General features: G+C 59.0%; 12 protein-coding genes and 2 tRNA genes. 9 read left to right on the top strand and 5 right to left on the bottom strand.

The features are described 5' to 3' along the window. The first annotated feature begins 39 nt into the window (after nt 1-39). Nucleotides 40-2,190, top strand: coding sequence for an ATP-binding cassette domain-containing protein (locus tag D1820_RS13035; RefSeq protein ID WP_118069351.1), 2,151 nt, complete (start codon nt 40-42; stop codon nt 2,188-2,190). 15 nt (nt 2,191-2,205) lie between these two features. Beyond that, nucleotides 2,206-3,531, top strand: coding sequence for an HlyD family type I secretion periplasmic adaptor subunit (locus D1820_RS13030; protein WP_205521381.1), 1,326 nt, complete (start codon nt 2,206-2,208; stop codon nt 3,529-3,531). Nucleotides 3,532-3,759: 228 nt separating this feature from the next. Here D1820_RS13030 and D1820_RS13025 read toward each other — a convergent pair whose 3' ends face one another. The 4 genes from D1820_RS13025 to D1820_RS13010 all read right to left on the bottom strand — a co-directional run bounded on the left by D1820_RS13025 (nt 3,760) and on the right by D1820_RS13010 (nt 11,458). Then, nucleotides 3,760-4,425 (bottom strand): glutathione S-transferase family protein, encoded by a 666-nt coding sequence (locus D1820_RS13025; RefSeq protein ID WP_118069349.1) that lies wholly within the window; start codon nt 4,423-4,425, stop codon nt 3,760-3,762. A 66-nt stretch (nt 4,426-4,491) separates the two neighbouring features. Continuing rightward, nucleotides 4,492-5,262: a monofunctional biosynthetic peptidoglycan transglycosylase gene (gene mtgA / locus D1820_RS13020; protein WP_040174978.1), complete on the bottom strand. Its 771-nt coding sequence runs from the start codon at nt 5,260-5,262 to the stop codon at nt 4,492-4,494. A 154-nt stretch (nt 5,263-5,416) separates the two neighbouring features. Then, the gene (gltB, locus tag D1820_RS13015) at nt 5,417-9,949 is read right to left on the bottom strand and encodes a glutamate synthase large subunit (protein WP_118069348.1); all 4,533 of its coding nucleotides are present in this window, start codon (nt 9,947-9,949) and stop codon (nt 5,417-5,419) included. A 63-nt stretch (nt 9,950-10,012) separates the two neighbouring features. Beyond that, nucleotides 10,013-11,458, bottom strand: coding sequence for an NAD(P)-dependent oxidoreductase (locus D1820_RS13010; RefSeq protein WP_118069347.1), 1,446 nt, complete (start codon nt 11,456-11,458; stop codon nt 10,013-10,015). A 239-nt stretch (nt 11,459-11,697) separates the two neighbouring features. Between D1820_RS13010 and D1820_RS13005 the strand changes: the two genes are divergently transcribed. Further along, entirely contained in the window at nt 11,698-12,504 is an 807-nt protein-coding gene (locus D1820_RS13005) for an undecaprenyl-diphosphate phosphatase (protein ID WP_118069346.1), read from the top strand. A gap of 80 nt (nt 12,505-12,584) precedes the next feature. Here D1820_RS13005 and D1820_RS13000 read toward each other — a convergent pair whose 3' ends face one another. After that, entirely contained in the window at nt 12,585-13,574 is a 990-nt protein-coding gene (locus D1820_RS13000; protein ID WP_118069345.1) for a complex I NDUFA9 subunit family protein, read from the bottom strand. A gap of 206 nt (nt 13,575-13,780) precedes the next feature. On the opposite strand from D1820_RS13000, the gene D1820_RS12995 reads away from it, so the two are divergent. The 6 genes from D1820_RS12995 to lptC all read left to right on the top strand — a co-directional run bounded on the left by D1820_RS12995 (nt 13,781) and on the right by lptC (nt 17,117). Continuing rightward, nucleotides 13,781-14,191 carry a globin domain-containing protein gene (locus D1820_RS12995; RefSeq protein ID WP_096873020.1) on the top strand — a complete coding sequence of 137 codons (411 nt, stop codon included), beginning with the start codon at nt 13,781-13,783 and terminating at the stop codon, nt 14,189-14,191. A gap of 141 nt (nt 14,192-14,332) precedes the next feature. Next, a tRNA-Leu gene (locus D1820_RS12990) sits at nt 14,333-14,419 on the top strand. Between the two features lie 190 nt (nt 14,420-14,609). Then, nucleotides 14,610-14,696, top strand: a tRNA-Leu gene (locus D1820_RS12985). A 222-nt stretch (nt 14,697-14,918) separates the two neighbouring features. Further along, on the top strand, nt 14,919-15,533 hold the full coding sequence (locus D1820_RS12980) for a ribonuclease D (protein WP_118069344.1): 615 nt from the start codon (nt 14,919-14,921) through the stop codon (nt 15,531-15,533). Further along, nucleotides 15,530-16,501 carry an SIS domain-containing protein gene (locus D1820_RS12975; RefSeq protein ID WP_118069343.1) on the top strand — a complete coding sequence of 324 codons (972 nt, stop codon included), beginning with the start codon at nt 15,530-15,532 and terminating at the stop codon, nt 16,499-16,501. Before D1820_RS12980 ends, D1820_RS12975 begins: the two co-directional genes overlap by 4 nt. Nucleotides 16,502-16,517: 16 nt before the next feature. After that, complete coding sequence (gene lptC, locus D1820_RS12970; RefSeq protein WP_118069342.1) at nt 16,518-17,117, top strand: LPS export ABC transporter periplasmic protein LptC; 600 nt, start codon at nt 16,518-16,520, stop codon at nt 17,115-17,117. Nucleotides 17,118-17,127: the final 10 nt, after the last annotated feature.

Genomic DNA, 17,127 nt, shown 5'->3' with positions numbered 1-17,127 from the left:
ACATCCCGCAGCTTCATCCAGATACAGCTAGGTGTATTCATGAATACGTCGAACACATTACCTGACTTTTGGTCGGCAGAGCCCGTCTTTGATGCCCAAGCGGGCATAGCAGAGGATTTGCAAAAAGCCTCTATACCGACACCTCAATCAGATGCGGCTCAAGCAGAGGCACTCCTGGGCCTCTTGCTGGACCATTCAGATTGGGATGCTGACCCCGCACGCATTCGCGCGGCACTGCCGCATGCCCGTCAGACTTTTGACGGATGGGATCTATGCGACGCCCTGGTCGCACTCAAAGTACCGTTTTCAAGAACCGAGAAGGACGCTCCGCCAGCGCCCAGTCCGTCCGACCTTGGTCTGTTTATTGCGCGTAGCGGCAGTTTCCGCCTCGCAGGCGGCCCATTTGACCCAAGCGGAATAAAACCAGGAGAAACCAAGATTTCGGTTATATCTTCTGGAGTTGCGGGGCGGCGGCCTGCTGCGGGGAGTGTTACAATTCTCTTGCAAGGACTTCGATCCCATATTTGGTCGCTGCTGTTTGCATCCTTGGCAATAAACCTCGCGGGATTGCTGACCCCAGTGTTCGTTATCCTGGTCTATAATCGTGCGATACCAGCCGGCACGTCGAGTGTGATTTTCGTTCTGGCAAGTGGTCTATTACTCGCCTTCGCCACAGAGATTGCAATCCGCCGCATCCGAAGTCAGACCCTCGTCCGGTTGGCGGCTCAACTGGAGCACCGACTGAGCCTTGCTTTGCTGAATAAACTCATGGTGTTTCCGCTGGACTCACTCACCAGCGCACCTGTGGAGCAGCAAAGGGCACGTCTGAAGCAATTCGAGGCCGTAAGAGAAGCACTGGTCGGACCTTTAGTGCAAGTCGGGTTAGACATCCCATTCGTTGTAGTTTTCGGAGCTGCCCTGTTTTTTATCGCCCCACCGGTTGGATTGGTCGCCCTGACGGCTGCGCTGGTACAAGTGGGTCTTCTTATTGGCCTAGCTCCACAATTGCGCCGACTTGAGAAGCTATCGAATGACTCCGCCAGGGATTTACGAAAAGTCAGCGAAACCGTTGTCAATGAACGATTGCACTTGAGCCGCCTGCACAGCCAAACGCCTTGGCGGCAACGTTTTCGCCAGCGCATTTCCTTGGCTCTGGATGACGTGATGCGTCAGCAGTTCATGATAGAGCTGTCCGCACATGTGTCGCAATCAATCGTCTTGATTGCCGGCGTTTCCGGCGGGTTGCTTGCGACAAGAATGGCCATCCAAGGCGACCTCACCGTCGGAGGCTTTGTCGCTATCCTGGTCGTGATTTGGAGGTTCTTGGCTCCGGTCCAATCTTTGGGCCGGGCCCTGGGCCAAGCAGTTGCTGCCCGCCATAGCCTGCGGGATATCGACAGCGTGCTCACTTTGCGGGAGGAGATCCGGCGCGGGGTGGCGCCGCATCATGGTGCGAGTGTGAAACCACCCATCGTGGTAGAGCAGGCGTCACTGCGCTTACCCGGCTCCAGAGACCTGTCTCTGTCTGGCGCAGGCTTGAAGATCAATATGGGCGAGATCACCGTACTTTCCGGGCCCAATCTGTCCGGCAAAACGATCTTGGCGGAAACTATCGCCGGATTACACGAACTGAGCGCAGGGCGCGTATTATTCGACGGTGCTGACTTGCGCCAGATTCCGGCCGACGATTTGCGCAGGGCTATTGCTTTTGCACCGCAAACCCCAGCGTTTTTCTACGGAACCATCTGGCAGAACTTTGAGCTGGCCGTGTCCGGGGTGGATCCTGAGCGGGTATTGAAAGTCCTTGATGAGGCTGGAGTTAGGGAGGAAATCCAAGCCCTGCCGGACGGAATGGACACCCGGCTGACCGTCGAAGCCAGCAGTAAATTACCCTACGAGCTGAAGCAGGGCCTGTCGGTAGCAAGAGCTCTGCTGCAGCCTGGCCCTCTTCGTATATTCGATCAGCCAGCCGAAGGGCTCGATGACCGTCACGCCATGCGAATCAGGGCCGCAATCGCACGAAGACGCGCAACCTGCGCCACGCTTTTGATCTCCAATCATCCGGATGATCTGGCACTTGGCGATCACTACGTCGCACTGCACCGGGGCCGCGTGGTACTGAGTGGCAGTGGAAACAAGGGCCGCGAGAAAGTTTCCGCATATCTTCATGGCGTTCCAGGTCAACCATAACGAAGGACAGAAATGATGCAGCAAGAACCCGCTTCCGTCTGGATGCCCGCCTTGGATGACGGCCAAAAAAGGGGGCTGAACGCCGTGCAGAGACCCGTTATCAGCACCTCTCGCCTCACCGCGCGAGTGCTGATTGCAGCGCTCGCCGCCGGGCTGGTCTGGGCCGCGAATGCCGAACTTCCTGAACTTACCTACGCAAAGGGCACGATTGTGCCCACATCCTACCCGCGCCCGGTTGAACATCTGGACGGCGGGGTTCTGGCAGAAATTCTTGTGCAGGAAGGGCAGCAGGTCGTGGCTGGCGCTCCGCTCGCTCGATTATCTGAAGCCCTCATCGAAGCAGAATTTCAGAGTCTGACAGTGAGAGAAGCCGCGCTTGAGCGAAACACAGTGCGACTACAGACGGTCGTGGACGTGATTAACGGTATTCTCCCCGTGGAGGATGCGCGTGCGGAGCTTGAGCATGGTCATCGCCTACTCGCACAATTGAATGCGTTCGAGGCCACACGCGGGCGCATTCAACAACGGATTTCGGAACTGGAGCGCTCCCTGGAAATCAAACGTGCACTTCACCTCAACGCGCTTCAGCAGGAAGAGACCTTTGCGATTGAGAGCGCGGCGGCGCAGACCTTGAATCAAAAAGGATTGCTCAGCCGAACGGAGATGAGCCGCTTCGACGCAAGAACTCTGGAGATTGAGGGCAATCGCTTACGAGCTCTTTCGGCGCTTGCCGACGGTGAACGCAGTCTGACAGAAGCGCGCAGGGAGGAAGAGGAGTTCGTCGCCGGTACCAGCGACCGACTGTTGGCAGAGCTTGAGACGGAGCTAGAAGATTTGGCACTGGTTCAAAGGGCACTTGCAGATAACGCTGCGCAGCGGAACCGTCTGACTGTTGTGTCGCCAGTGCCTGGGGTGGTGCAAAAAATCTACGTCAAAGGGCCAGGCGAAGTGGTCGGACCAGGCGAATTGATCGCCGAGGTCCTGCCCACTCAGGACCGGTTGATCGCCGAGGTTCAGATCCGCCCGGCCGACATCGGTCACGTCACCACCGGCGACCCTGTTGAATTAAAGTCCACGACTTTCAACGCCAAAAGATATGGCGTGCAAATTGGAGAGGTGATTGAGGTATCGCCAAATTCGCACCTAAACGACCGTGGCGAAGCTTTCTTTCGCGCCCGGATTTCTCTTGCAGAAAGAGGCGGAGCGCAGCAGCCACTCGACGGGCGCCTCACAGCGGGGATGGAAGTCGACGCATCCATACGCACGGATGTGCGGACGGTGCTAGACTACATCGTGTCACCACTGGCTGATCCGATCCAGCGTGCGTTTCACGAGCGTTGAGCTGTGGCTGAATGCCGGACCTTAATATGGCACGGGCACTCCTGAAATCTCGCAAAGCGTTGGTCTATAATAAACCGCCTGGCCGTTTTGAGCGTTCGATCACATCTTTGCATTGTCTCGGGCGAGGGCGTGACAAAGTTATTCCACATCCTCGGGGGTGGATTGTGGCCTATTGGCCCCATGAGGGCGCAGGTAGCCCCCGATCCCCGTATATCAAAAATCCGAACATCAAAAATCCAAGTCGGCGTAATGCGCAGGTGGGCTGAAGCCTGGGATCTGGTCGGCAAGGATTGAGCGGAAGGCCGGGCGCGACTTGATCTTGGCGTACCAGTCCTTGACCACGGTCGAGCGGTTCCAGTCCACGTCCGAAATATAATCCAGCGACGACAAATGTGCAGCGGCTGCGAAGTCTGCCAATGTCATCTGATCTCCCGCGAGCCAGCGGCGGTGATCGAGCAACCATGCCAGATAATCCAGATGGTATTTGATTGCGCGGGCGCCTGCTTTGACGTTGCCGCTGTCGGGATAGCCCTGCCCTGTCACCTTTTTGTTGACCCGCTCATAGAGCAGTTTGGAGGTGACCTCATGGTGGAATTTATCGTCGAACCAGCTGACCAGGCGGCGCACCTCATAACGGCCTTCGGGATCGCTGGGCATCAGGGACGGGTCCGGGCGGGTCTCTTCCAGATATTCGCAGATTGCCGCGCTTTCGGCCATCAGCTTACCATCGAGACGGATGACCGGCACTTTAGCGGCAGGGTTGCGGCGCAGGAAATCCGCCTCTTGTTCCCAGTAGCGCTCCTCGACCAGCTCAACCTCGATCCGCTTTTCGGCCAGCGACAGGCGCACTTTGCGGCAAAAGGGGGAGAGGGGCACATGATAGAGGCGGGCCATGGGACAGCGGATCTCCTGTTGCGGGTGGCTGGGGTCAGACAGCAATGCCCAAAAGCGGCAGAAGTTTCAATCCTCGAAACAGGCGGCGCGGCCATCTGCGCGAATGGTGGCCGCACCATCCATGATCTGCGCGGCGCGTTTGCGCATGAACGCGGTGGGTTTTGCTGCCGAGCGCTCCTTCGGGTTGGGCAAAACGGTGGCCAGAAGGGCGGCCTGCCTGCGGCTCAGTTCATCCGGACCAACACCGAAATAATGCCGCGCCGCAGCCTCGGCGCCAAACACCCCCTCGCCCATTTCCGCGACATTCAGATAAACCTCAAGGATACGCCGCTTGGTCCAGACCGCCTCAACCATCGGGGTCATCAGCGTTTCCAGCGCCTTGCGGAACCAACTGCGGCCCTGCCAGAGAAAGACATTTTTCACCACTTGCTGAGAAATGGTCGAGCCACCGCGCTGGCCGCCCTCCGCAATCGCAGCGCGGATAGCCTGCGCATCCAGCCCCCAGTGCTGGCAGAATCGGGCATCTTCAGCCGCGACAACCGACCGCCCCAGCGCCGGTGCGATATGTTCGATCGGCACCCACTCACGATCAATGTCCCCAAGGCGGCGATATTCGGACCAGATCGTATGGGTGGTTGGCGGGTTGATCACCGAAAACAAAAGGATCGGCAGCAGCGTCACAACCAGAAAACCCAAAGCAGCCCGCCCCAACCAGCGCCGCAACAGGCGACGGGGAGAGAGCTTTGCGCGGACCTTGCCCTTGGCAGTTGCCTTGCTGCGGGGTTTGCCCTTGGTCGAGGATTTGCTTGCCCCGGATGATTTTGCTGCCTTCGCCATAAGGTCTCTATACGGCAGAGATCAGGCTTGCTCCAACCGGGAAATCCTTTCGCCCGCAAGAGATTGCCCAGCCACAGCCTCCAGATGTGAAAAGGCCCCGGCCGCAGCAGCGGTCGGAGCCCATCCAAGGCACATGCAGAAGAGGTGGCGGGGCCTATTCCGCCGGAACGGCTGTCGCCTCAAGCGTCAGTGGCTGCGGCAGTTTGTTCAGCATTTCCTTCGGGCAGATTTGCAGGAAATTGCCCTTCTCATTGTCCCAATGCTGCAGGATTTCAGCGGCCTTGCGGCTGCCGGTCTCCTCCAGATGGCGTTCGACCAGACCTTTCAGCTGATTTTCCCAATGGGCGACAGTCACCGGACAGGTCACCAGCGACTCCATGTTCATCAGCGTCTCGGACTTGCCCTCTGGATCATAGATATAGGCCATGCCGCCGGTCATACCCGCGCCGAAGTTGGCACCGATAGACCCGAGGATCACCGCAATACCGCCAGTCATGTATTCACAGCCACAGGCGCCACAGCCCTCTACCACCACACTCGCACCGGAATTACGGACGGCAAAGCGTTCACCGGCACGGCCCGCAGCAAACAGATAGCCATCCGTCGCACCATAGAGCACGGTGTTGCCAACGATGGTGTTTTCGCTCGCATTGAGCGGCGACGCCATCGGCGGACGCACGACGATGGTACCGCCGGACAGACCCTTACCAACATAGTCATTGGCATCACCGGACACTTCCAGCTTCAGACCCGGTGCGGCAAAGGCACCGAGCGACTGACCAGCGGAGCCCTGCAGCTTCACCGTCAGGTGATCGGACTGCAGCGTATTGCGCATGCCGAAGTTGCGAACAATATGGCTGGAAGTGCGGGTGCCAACGGTCCGATGCGTGTTCTGCACCGCATAGGACAGCTGCATCTTCTCACCATCCTGAAGGAAGCGGGCGGCATCGCGCACAATTTCCTTGTCCAGCGTATCGGGCACCGCATTGCGGTCCTTGTCACGATTGTAGACGATATTGGCAGAGCCATCGACGGTGATCAGCAGCGGGTTCAGGTCCAGATCATCCAGGTGCGCAGAGCCACGGGACACCTGGGCCAGAAGATCCGCCCGACCGATCACCTCGTCCAGAGAACGGGCACCGATGGAGGCAAGGATCTCGCGGACTTCCTGCGCATAGAAAGTGATGAGGTTCACGACCTTATCGGCATTGCCGGTGAACTTGCCGCGCAGGGCCTCGTCCTGAGTACAGACGCCAACCGGGCAGGTGTTGGACTGGCACTGGCGCACCATGATGCAGCCCATGGCGATCAGCGCCGCGGTGCCGATCCCGTATTCCTCGGCGCCCATCATCGCGGCCATCACGATATCGCGGCCCGTGCGCAGACCACCATCGGTGCGCAGGGTGACGCGGTCACGCAGGTTGTTCATCGCCAGAACCTGATGCGCCTCCGTGAGGCCCATCTCCCACGGCAGACCGGCATATTTGATGGAGGTCGCAGGCGAGGCGCCAGTGCCGCCGTTGTGACCTGAAATCAGGATGATGTCGGCCTTCGCCTTGGCAACACCGGCGGCAATCGTGCCAACACCGGAAGACGCCACCAGTTTCACCGTCACCTTACAGCGCGGGTTGATCTGCTTCAGGTCATAGATCAGCTGCGCCAGATCCTCGATCGAGTAGATATCGTGGTGCGGCGGCGGCGAGATCAGGGTCACACCCTTGGTCGAGTGGCGCAGGCGGGCAATCAGGTCGGTGACCTTCATCCCCGGCAACTGGCCGCCCTCACCAGGCTTGGCGCCCTGGGCCACCTTAATCTCCAGCTCTTCACACTGGTTCAGATATTCCGCAGTCACACCAAAGCGACCCGACGCCACCTGCTTGATCTTGGCAGAGGGGTTGTCGCCGTTCGGCTCCGGCACGAAATGCGCCGGATCTTCACCGCCCTCGCCCGAGTCGGATTTGGCACCGATCCGGTTCATCGCCACGTTCAGGGTCTTGTGCGCCTCAGGCGACAGCGCGCCGAGGGACATGCCCGGTGTTACGAACCGCTTTCGGATCGAAGTGATTGATTCAACTTCCTCAATCGGAACGGCCTCGCCCATCGGTTTGATCTGCAGCAGATCGCGCAGATGGATCGGCGGGTTCGACTGCATCTTGGCCGAATACTGCTTCCACAACTCAAACGAGGCGCGGTTGCAGGCCATCTGCATCATATGCATGGAGGTCGCTTCCCACGCATGGGTCTCACCGGATTTGCGGGCCTTGTAGAATCCACCGATGGGCAGAACATCCTGACCGCTCTGCCAGGCGGTGGCGTGGATCTCTTCCAGCTTGGTCTGGATGCCGGTTACGCCAATGCCCGAAATCCGGCTGGTCATGCCAGGGAAAAACTCGGCGCACATGGCGCGGCTGAGGCCCACCGCCTCAAAGTTCAGACCGCCGCGATAGGAGGAAATCACCGAGATCCCCATCTTCGCCATGATCTTCAGCAGACCTTGGTCGATGGCCTCGCGGTAGCGCGCGACGTTCTCGGTCAGGCTGCCGTCCAGCAGGCCACGCTCAATGCGGTCGGCCAGCGAATCCTCGGCCAGATAGGCGTTGACCACAGTGGCGCCGCAGCCGATCAGCACCGCAAAGTAATGCGGGTCGATGCATTCCGCAGAGCGCACATTGAGCGAGCAGAAGGTGCGCAGCCCCTTGCGGGTCAGATGCGAATGCACGGCAGAGGTTGCCAAGATCATCGGCATCGCCACCCGGCCCTCACCCGAATGCTGATCGGTCAGAACAATATGGCCGGCACCGGAGCTGACAGCCTCTTCCGCCTCGGCACGTATGCGCGCCAATGCAGCGTTGAGCGATCCCTGACCAGGCGCAAAGCTACAGTCGATTTCAGCCAGCGGCGCGTTCAGGTTCTGGACCAGCTCATCCCACTGGGAATTGCCGACAAAGGGGCTTTCGAGCACGATAATTTCGGTCTGGGAGCTGTCCTCATCCAGCACGTTCTTGAGGTTACCAAAGCGGGTTTTCAGCGACATCACGCGATATTCGCGCAAGGAGTCGATGGGCGGATTGGTCACCTGAGAGAAGTTCTGACGGAAAAAGTGGCTCAGCGGGCGGTACATTTTCGACAGCACCGCAGAAGGCGTATCATCGCCCATGGAGGCCAGCGTTTCCTTGCCATCCTCAGCCATCGGCGCGAGGATCTGCTCCAGCTCTTCGATGGTGTAGCCCGCGGCAATTTGGCGACGACGCAGCGCATCACCGGTGAACAGCGGCTTTTCGGTAGCGGTGGCCAGCGTGCTGTCCAGATCGTTGATCTTCTTCACCCAGTCACCAAATGGGAGCGCGGCGGCCAGTTTGTTCTTGATCGCGGTGTCGTGGAACAACTTGCCCTTTTTCATGTCGACAGCCAGCATCTGGCCGGGGCCAAGCGCGCCTTTCTCGACCACGGTGGCCTCGTCAATCGGCACCATGCCTGCCTCGGACCCGGCAATCACCAGCCCGTCCCCGGTCACGACATAGCGCATCGGGCGCAGGCCGTTGCGGTCCAGACCAGCACAGACCCAGCGGCCATCGGTCATCGCCAGCGCGGCGGGGCCATCCCAGGGTTCCATCACGGAATTGCAGTAGGAATACATGTCACGCCAGGCCTGCGGCAGCTCAACCGCCTGTTTGGACCAGCTTTCAGGCACCATCATGGTCTTCGCCATCGGCGCAGAGCGCCCGGCACGCACCAGAACCTCAAACACTGAGTCCAGCGCCGCCGAATCCGACGAACCACTGGCCACGATCGGTTTGATGTCCTCGGCGTAGTCCCCAAAGGTCGAAGAGGCCATGCGGATCTCATGGCTCTTCATCCAGTTCATGTTGCCCTTCAGCGTGTTGATCTCGCCATTGTGGGCCAGCATGCGGAACGGCTGCGCCAGCCACCACTGCGGGAAGGTATTGGTCGAATAACGCTGGTGGTAGATCGCAAAGGCGCTCTCGAACCGCTCATCCATCAGGTCGGGGTAGAAAACAGCGACCTGTTCGGCCAACATCATGCCCTTGTAGATGATCGACCGGCAGGACAGCGAGGCCACATAGAGCTGCCCGACCTGCGCGGCGGCGGCGGCTTTCTCAATCCGGCGGCGGATCACGTAAAGCTCGCGTTCAAAGGTTTCCTCGTCCACGCCTTTGGAATTTGAGATCAGGATCTGTTCAATTTCCGGGCGGGTTGCGTTGGCTTTTTCGCCCAGACAGGTCACATCCACCGGCACATGACGCCAGCCATAGATGTAATAGCCCATCCGCAGAACTTCGCTTTCGACGATGGTCCGGCAGCGTTCCTGCGCTCCAAAATCGGTGCGCGGCAGGAAGACCTGGCCCACTGCCATCAGTTGGTCCTCACGCGGTTCGTGGCCGGTGCGACACACCTGATCATAGAAAAACGGTGCCGGGATCTGCACGTGAATGCCGGCACCATCACCGGTCATGCCGTCCGCATCCACCGCGCCACGGTGCCAGATCGCTTTCAGCGCATCGATGCCAGCCTCAACCACCTTGCGGCTGCGCTTTCCGTTGACCGAAACAACCAGGCCAACACCGCAGGAAGAATGCTCTTCTTCTTCCGCATAGAGACCGTTTTGGGCCATCCACTGACGCTTTGCCTCTTCGGCGCGCACCCATTCTGCATCATATTTTGTCATGTCTTGCTCCCGTTCCGGTAGGCAGCCCCAAGGGGGCGGCACCTGCCCGGTAGAATATCTGTCTTACTCGGCGGCCATGCTGCTGGCGGCGGTGTTGAAACGGTTCAGGATTGCCTCGGCGCAGTCGCGCCCATCCTTGATGGCCCAGACGACCAAGGAGGCACCACGAACGATATCACCGACCGCATAAACGCCATCCAGTTCAGTCGCGCCGGACTGGAACGCCGCCTTGACGGTGCCCCAACGGGTCACTGGCAATTCCGGCTGACCCCAAAGTGTCGGCAGAGCTTCCGGTTCAAACCCGAGCGCCTTGATCACCAGATCGGCGGGTTCGATATAGTCGGCACCTTCGATCACCTCGGGGGCCTGACGGCCAGAGGCATCGGGCTGGCCCAGGCGCATTTTCTGCACCATCACACCTGCGACCTTGCCGCCGTCATCGGTGAAACCTTTGGGCGCCGATAGCCATTCAAACACCACGCCTTCTTCCTCGGCGTTCTGGGTTTCGCGCTGCGAACCCGGCATATTGGCCCGGTCACGGCGATAGAGACATTTCACCGAGGTTGCGCCCTGGCGGATGGAAGTCCGCACGCAGTCCATCGCGGTGTCACCACCGCCAATGACGACAACGCGTTTGCCCTCGGCATTCAGTGTGCCGTTGTCGAACTCTTCGATGCTGTCGCCGAAGTTCGACGCCTTGTTGGACACGGTCAGGAAGTCGATCGCCTTCACGATGCCAGTGGCACCGGAACCGGGCATTTCCAGATCGCGGGATTTGTAGACGCCGGTGGCGATGATCACCGCATCATGTTTGGCGCGGATATCATCAAAGGAAATATCCTGACCGACATTGCAGTTCATCACAAACTCAACACCGCCATCCGCCAGCAGCTGATTGCGGCGCATCACCACGTCTTTCTCCAGCTTGAAGCCGGGGATGCCGTACGTCAGCAGACCACCGGCGCGGTCATACCGATCATAGATGGTGACCTTCACACCGGCGCGACGCAGCATGTCCGCCGCGGCCAGACCGCCCGGGCCTGCGCCAATGATACCAACAGATTCGCCACGCTCATGCGCCGGTTTGATTGGCTGTACCCAGCCCTGATCCCAGGCTGTATCGGTGATATATTTCTCAACCGCACCAATAGTGACCGTGCCATGACCCGACTGCTCGATCACACAGTTGCCTTCACAGAGGCGATCCTGCGGGCAGATCCGACCACAGATCTCAGGGAAGGTATTGGTGGCCTGGCTGGTCTCATAGGCCTCTTGCAGGCGACCTGTGGCGGTCAGGCGCAGCCAATCCGGGATATTGTTGTGCAACGGGCAATGCGACTGGCAATAGGGCACACCACATTGGCTACAGCGGCTGGCCTGTTCTTCAGCCTTTGCGGCCGCGAATTCGGCATAGATTTCGTCGAAATCTTCCCTGCGGTCTTCTGCGGCCCGTTTGCTGGGCATGTCGCGGTCGATCTGCACGAATTTGAGCATCGGTTGCTTGGCCACGGGGCGGACTCCATGTTGGGCTGGCTGCGATAAATGAGTGATCGGAGCGGAGCGAATTAAAAGTCAACTATACTGACCTAATATGGCAGCAGTTATGTTCTGATACTCTCTTGAGCGGAAATGTACAGTAATTTTAGGTCCACTTCGGACCAATTTGTGCCAGCGGTCAATAAAATCAACGGATTTACACGCCTGCTGTTCTTTGCCATCCCTGCGGGATCCCCAATCGGACGAGCATAATGCCCCTCTTTCAGCTGATCCTTATCGCCCTGATTCAGGGCATCACCGAATTCCTGCCGGTGTCTTCCTCCGGCCATCTGATCCTGCTTCCCGGACTGACAGGGCTGGACGATCAGGGGCAGGTGATCGACGTCGCCGTCCATCTGGGCACGCTGGCGGCGGTGGTGCTGTTTTTCTGGCAGGATGTGCGTGCGGGGCTGATTGGCCTGCCGCGCGCCCTGACCGGACGGATGGACACACCCGGCGCCCGGCTGGCCATGGGGTTGATCGTTGCGACCATTCCAACCGTTTTGTTCGGCGCGTTTCTGCATTTCAGCGAACTGAGTGATGCCCTGCGCTCGATGAAGGTGATTGGTTGGACAATGCTTGGCTTTGGCCTCGTCCTCTATGTGGCGGATCGCTACGGTCCAACACATAAGCAAAGCAGCGACTGGAACCTGCGCGACGCGCTGATAATGGGGCTGTGGCAGATGCTGGCCCTGATCCCCGGCACCTCTAGATCTGGTATCACCATCACCGGCGCCCGCCAGCTGGGGTACACCCGGATGGATGCGGCGCGCCTCTCTATGTTGATGTCGATCCCGACAATCATCGCCTCTGGCGTATTGCTGGGCGCTGAAGTGGCCATAGATGCCAACGCGGCGGTGATGCAGGATGCGGCCATAGCGGCGCTACTGTCGATGATTGCCGCGCTTGCGGCCCTGACCCTGATGATGCGGCTGCTCCGCTCGGTCAGTTTCACACCCTATGTCATCTACCGCGTAATTCTGGGCCTTGTATTGCTGACCATCGCTTACCAGAGCTGATCAGCCTGCGCCAAACGACGCCCAACAAAAAAGGCGCGGACCAGTGCCGCGCCCTTGCTATTTTGAACCGGCCTGAGAGATCAAAGATCGTTGCGCAGGTTGCGCGCTGAGTCCATCAATTCACGGTATTGACCGGAGGGGCGGAACTTCCACAGGTAATCCGGCAGAACCGACGCCAGAGAAACCGGATGGATCCCCAGCTCATCAAAACCTTTGGCGTCATCAGAGACCACATTATCAGCCTCAAGGTTTTTCAGCTGGTCGCGGGTCAGCATCTTGTTCTCGATCAGCTGGAAGCTCACGAACTGCATCACGTCAAAACCAAGCGCCACCAACTTTGCGATCAGACCGGGCAGCGACAGCACCAGGCGACGACGATCAATCACCTCAAGCATCTGCTGCATCAGCGCGCCAAAGCTTTTCACCTCAGGACCGCCCAACTCATAGACGCCCGGATCCGCCTGACCGAGCACCGCAGCAACGGCAGCCTTGGCGACATCGTCGACATAGACCGGCTGGAACTTAGTATCGGCATGGGCGATCGGCAGCACCGGCGACAGACGTGTCATCGCAGCAAACCGATTGAAGAACTGATCCTCGGCACCAAAAATGATCGACGGGCGCAGAATCACCGCCTCTGGCATATGTTCCAGTACAGCCGCTTCGCCTGCGGCCTTCGACTGGGCGTATGCGCTGTCGCTATCCTGATCCGCACCAATGGCAGACACATGCACCATGGCGCTGACGCCCTGACCGGCAGCGATTCGCGCGATACGCTCAGCGCCGTCCGCCTGAACGGCATCAAATGTGTTCTTGCCCAGCTCATTCAGGATGCCAACGCAGTTCACCACCGCATCCGCCCCCTGCATCACCGCGGCAACCGACGCATCATCGCGGACATTGCACAGAACAGGCTCCACCTGGCCGGGCACGCCATAGGGTTTGACATACATCGCCTCATTCGGGCGGCGTACGGCGACGCGCACACGCCAGCCCTCCTTGGCCATGCGGCGCGCGATGTAACGGCCGACAAAACCGGACCCACCATAGATCGTGACCAGTTTGGACATCTTTTGGCTCCTACATTAGCTGTTGATCCGATTTACCGCCCTGCGCCCTTTGGAACAAGGCGCAAATCGACCCATCACGGCACAACTCTCTCTGTGCCTTATCCCACGGGGCCATTAACGACTGATTTAGCTCCGTGATATAGGGTGTGTGCCAATCCCGAATACCAGTTCGTCGACTATCCACGGCAGATCGGAGGCCCGGCATCATGGTGTCAGAGGACGGCAAAAACCTGATTCACAGAAGTGTTGAAAGCGAACGTATGGAGCTGGATCACTTTGTGCGCCTGTTCTACGCGAAATTTTTTGAAATCTGCCCGGACGTGCGCGCGGTGTTCCCCGACGATATGGCCGGTCAGCACGAAAAATTGCTAACGTCGCTCACCCATATTATCGAAGCCTTGGACCATCCGGAAAAACTGTCGGCGATCCTGAAACATCAGGGAGAGCGCCATCGTGCGATCCAGATCACCGATGCACATTTTGATGGGTTCATTCACAGCTTCACCGGTGCGCTGGCAGACATCCTTGGCCCGGAATGGAGCGACGACACACATAGCGCCTGGCGCAGCTTTCTGACTGATATCGCGCTCAACATGAACTTTCTCAGAACCGCGTGACGGCCAGCGCCAGTTCGACAAACAACATACGCAGTCGCGGACAGCTGCCGCTCGCCCTGGGCGATGTGACGAGCCCCAGAAACCATGAATTTTCCGTTTGACGCCCCCGCTGCTTCTGCTTATACGCCCTTCACGACACCTGCCCAGGTGGCGGAATTGGTAGACGCGCTAGCTTCAGGTGCTAGTGTCCGTATGGACGTGGAGGTTCGAGTCCTCTCCTGGGCACCATATCCCCCGATATCAAGAAATATATGATGCTGCTCTAGTAGAGCACTGGGTTGGTTCACGCCCGTGATGCGTCGCCCAAGATTTTCCCGCTATTCCCGCTGATTTGGCATCGAATTCCCAGATCCGCTGCGCGGTGAATTTTCCGTTTGACGCCCCTGCCGCTTCTGCTTATACGCCCCTCACGACACCTGCCCAGGTGGCGGAATTGGTAGACGCGCTAGCTTCAGGTGCTAGTGTCCGTATGGACGTGGAGGTTCGAGTCCTCTCCTGGGCACCATATCCCCGACAGTCTCATTTGCACGAACAGCATCCCATGGTGCTGGGTATTGTGTATCTGCTTATCCATTGCCCACCCTGCTCTGCCTTGACCTGACATGAGGTTCAGCCTGAGTGCAGACGTGTCAATGGATCCTACGCCCTGCAAGAGTTGAGTTTGCCCGCCGAAACCCCTATCTCGGTGCCAAACACGCCCCATCGGCAAGACAAAGGATCCTGTCACTTGGCCAATCACCTCTATCAAAACGACCTGCCCGACCGGCTCGATCTGGGGCCGGTGGTCGCGATCGACTGCGAGACGATGGGCCTCAACCCGCATCGGGATCGGCTCTGTGTTGTCCAGCTGTCGGGCGGTGACGGCAATGCCCATATGGTGCAGATCGCCAAAGGGCAGACCGCAGCGCCGAATCTTTGCGCGATGCTGGAGGACCCCAAGGTTCTGAAATTGTTTCATTTTGGCCGGTTCGATATTGCCGCGATGTATCATGCCTTTGGCGCATTGGCTGCCCCGGTGTATTGTACCAAGATCGCCAGCCGCCTGGTACGCACCTATACGGATCGCCATGGGCTGAGAAACCTGACGCAGGAGCTGATCGGCGTGGATATTTCCAAACAACAGCAGATGAGCGACTGGGGTGCCGCGCAGCTGAGCGACGCACAGCTTGATTATGCCGCCTCCGACGTGTTGCACCTACACCGTTTGCGCGCCGCTCTGGACAAGCGTCTGGATCGCGAAGGCCGCAGTGAAATGGCCCAGGCCTGCTTCGATTTCCTGCCAATGCGCGCCAAGTTGGACCTCGCAGGTTGGCCCGACGCAGACATCTTTGCACACTCATGAGCAGCGCAGAGACATTCCTCGCCACCGCGCGACAGGTGATCACCGACGAATCCCGCGCCCTTGATGCGCTGGCAGACGGGCTGGATACACGCTTTGCAGAAGCGGTTGATCTGGTCCTGCAGGCCGAAGGCCGCGTTATCGTCAGCGGGATCGGCAAATCCGGCCATATCGGGCACAAGATCGCCGCCACCCTCGCATCAACCGGGACACCAGCCTATTTCGTGCATCCGGCAGAAGCCAGCCATGGCGACCTCGGCATGTTGTCCAAGGGGGATGTGGTTCTGGCGATCTCCAATTCGGGCGAAGCGCCTGAGCTGGCCAACCTTCTGTCGTTCACCCGTCGCTTCGGTATCCCGCTGATCGGGCTGTCCAGCCGTATGGACAGCACCCTGATGAAAGAGGCGGATGTGCATCTGCAAATTCCCGCCTTGGGGGAGGCCTGCGGCTTTGGCATGGTGCCGTCGATTTCAACAACGCTAACGCTGGCGATGGGCGACGCGTTGGCCATCGCCCTGATGAAGCATCGCGATTTCCGGCCTGAGAACTTCCGCGCCTTTCATCCCGGTGGCAAATTGGGCGCGCGGCTGTCAAAGGTTGACGATCTCATGCACGACGGGGCCGCGCTGCCGCTGGTAAGTGCCGACACTCCGATGTCCGATGCGCTGATCGAAATCAGCCAGAAGGGATTTGGCGTCGCAGGCGTCACAGGTGCCGATGGCACCCTGCAGGGCATTATCACCGATGGTGACCTTCGACGGCATATGGATGGGTTGCTGGGCAAGACGGCGGCTGATGTGATGACCAGCGATCCAACAACGATTGCCCCCGGTTCACTGGCCGAAGAAGCCGTCGCGATCATGAATGACCGTAAGATTACCTGCCTGTTTGTTGTCGATCCGGAGGGTAACACCGCGCAGGCGGTGGGGCTGCTGCATATCCACGACTGCCTGCGCGTCGGGCTGGGCTAACGGAGACTAAGGGACGATGGACGGCTATTCCCGACTTGTGGCCTACCTGAAGGTCCTTCTGCCGCTGATGGCGCTGGCGTTGATGTCGACCATGTTTCTGATTTCGCGCGGCGTGAACACCGATGCGGTGATCCCTTTCGCGGAGCAGGATCTGGAAGACCGCACCCGTGGTCAGCAGATCACCGCGCCATTTTTCTCAGGCACCACGGCGCAGGGTGATGAAATCATGGTAACCGCTGCCCTCGCCCGCCCAGGCAGCGCAGATGCGCCGGCGACGGCTGTGAACCTTGAGGCGGAGATCAAGATGACCAGCGGTGGCCGTTTCCTGCTAAGTTCCGACACCGGCGCCTTGCGTCCGGATAAGGATATGGCAAACTTTCGCGGCGATGTTGAAATCCTGTCCAGCGATGGTTTGCGCGTCACCACTCAGGAATTGAATGCAGCCCTCAATGGTGTGCGCGCGGATAGCCCCGGCCCGGTTCAGGCCAGCGGTGCCATGGGGGATCTGACCGCCGGCGCCATGCAGATCGATACAAAAACCGATAGCGGGGCGGTACATATGGTTTTCAACAAAGGGGTCAAGCTGCTATACGACCCGCAACAATCGGAAAGATAACCTGTGTTGT

The organism is Phaeobacter sp. LSS9 (assembly GCF_003443595.1).
GTDB classification, from domain to species: Bacteria; Pseudomonadota; Alphaproteobacteria; order Rhodobacterales; family Rhodobacteraceae; genus Phaeobacter; species Phaeobacter piscinae.
Note: the sequence above shows the minus strand (reverse complement) of the source record. Positions and strands in the feature narration are given on the sequence as shown.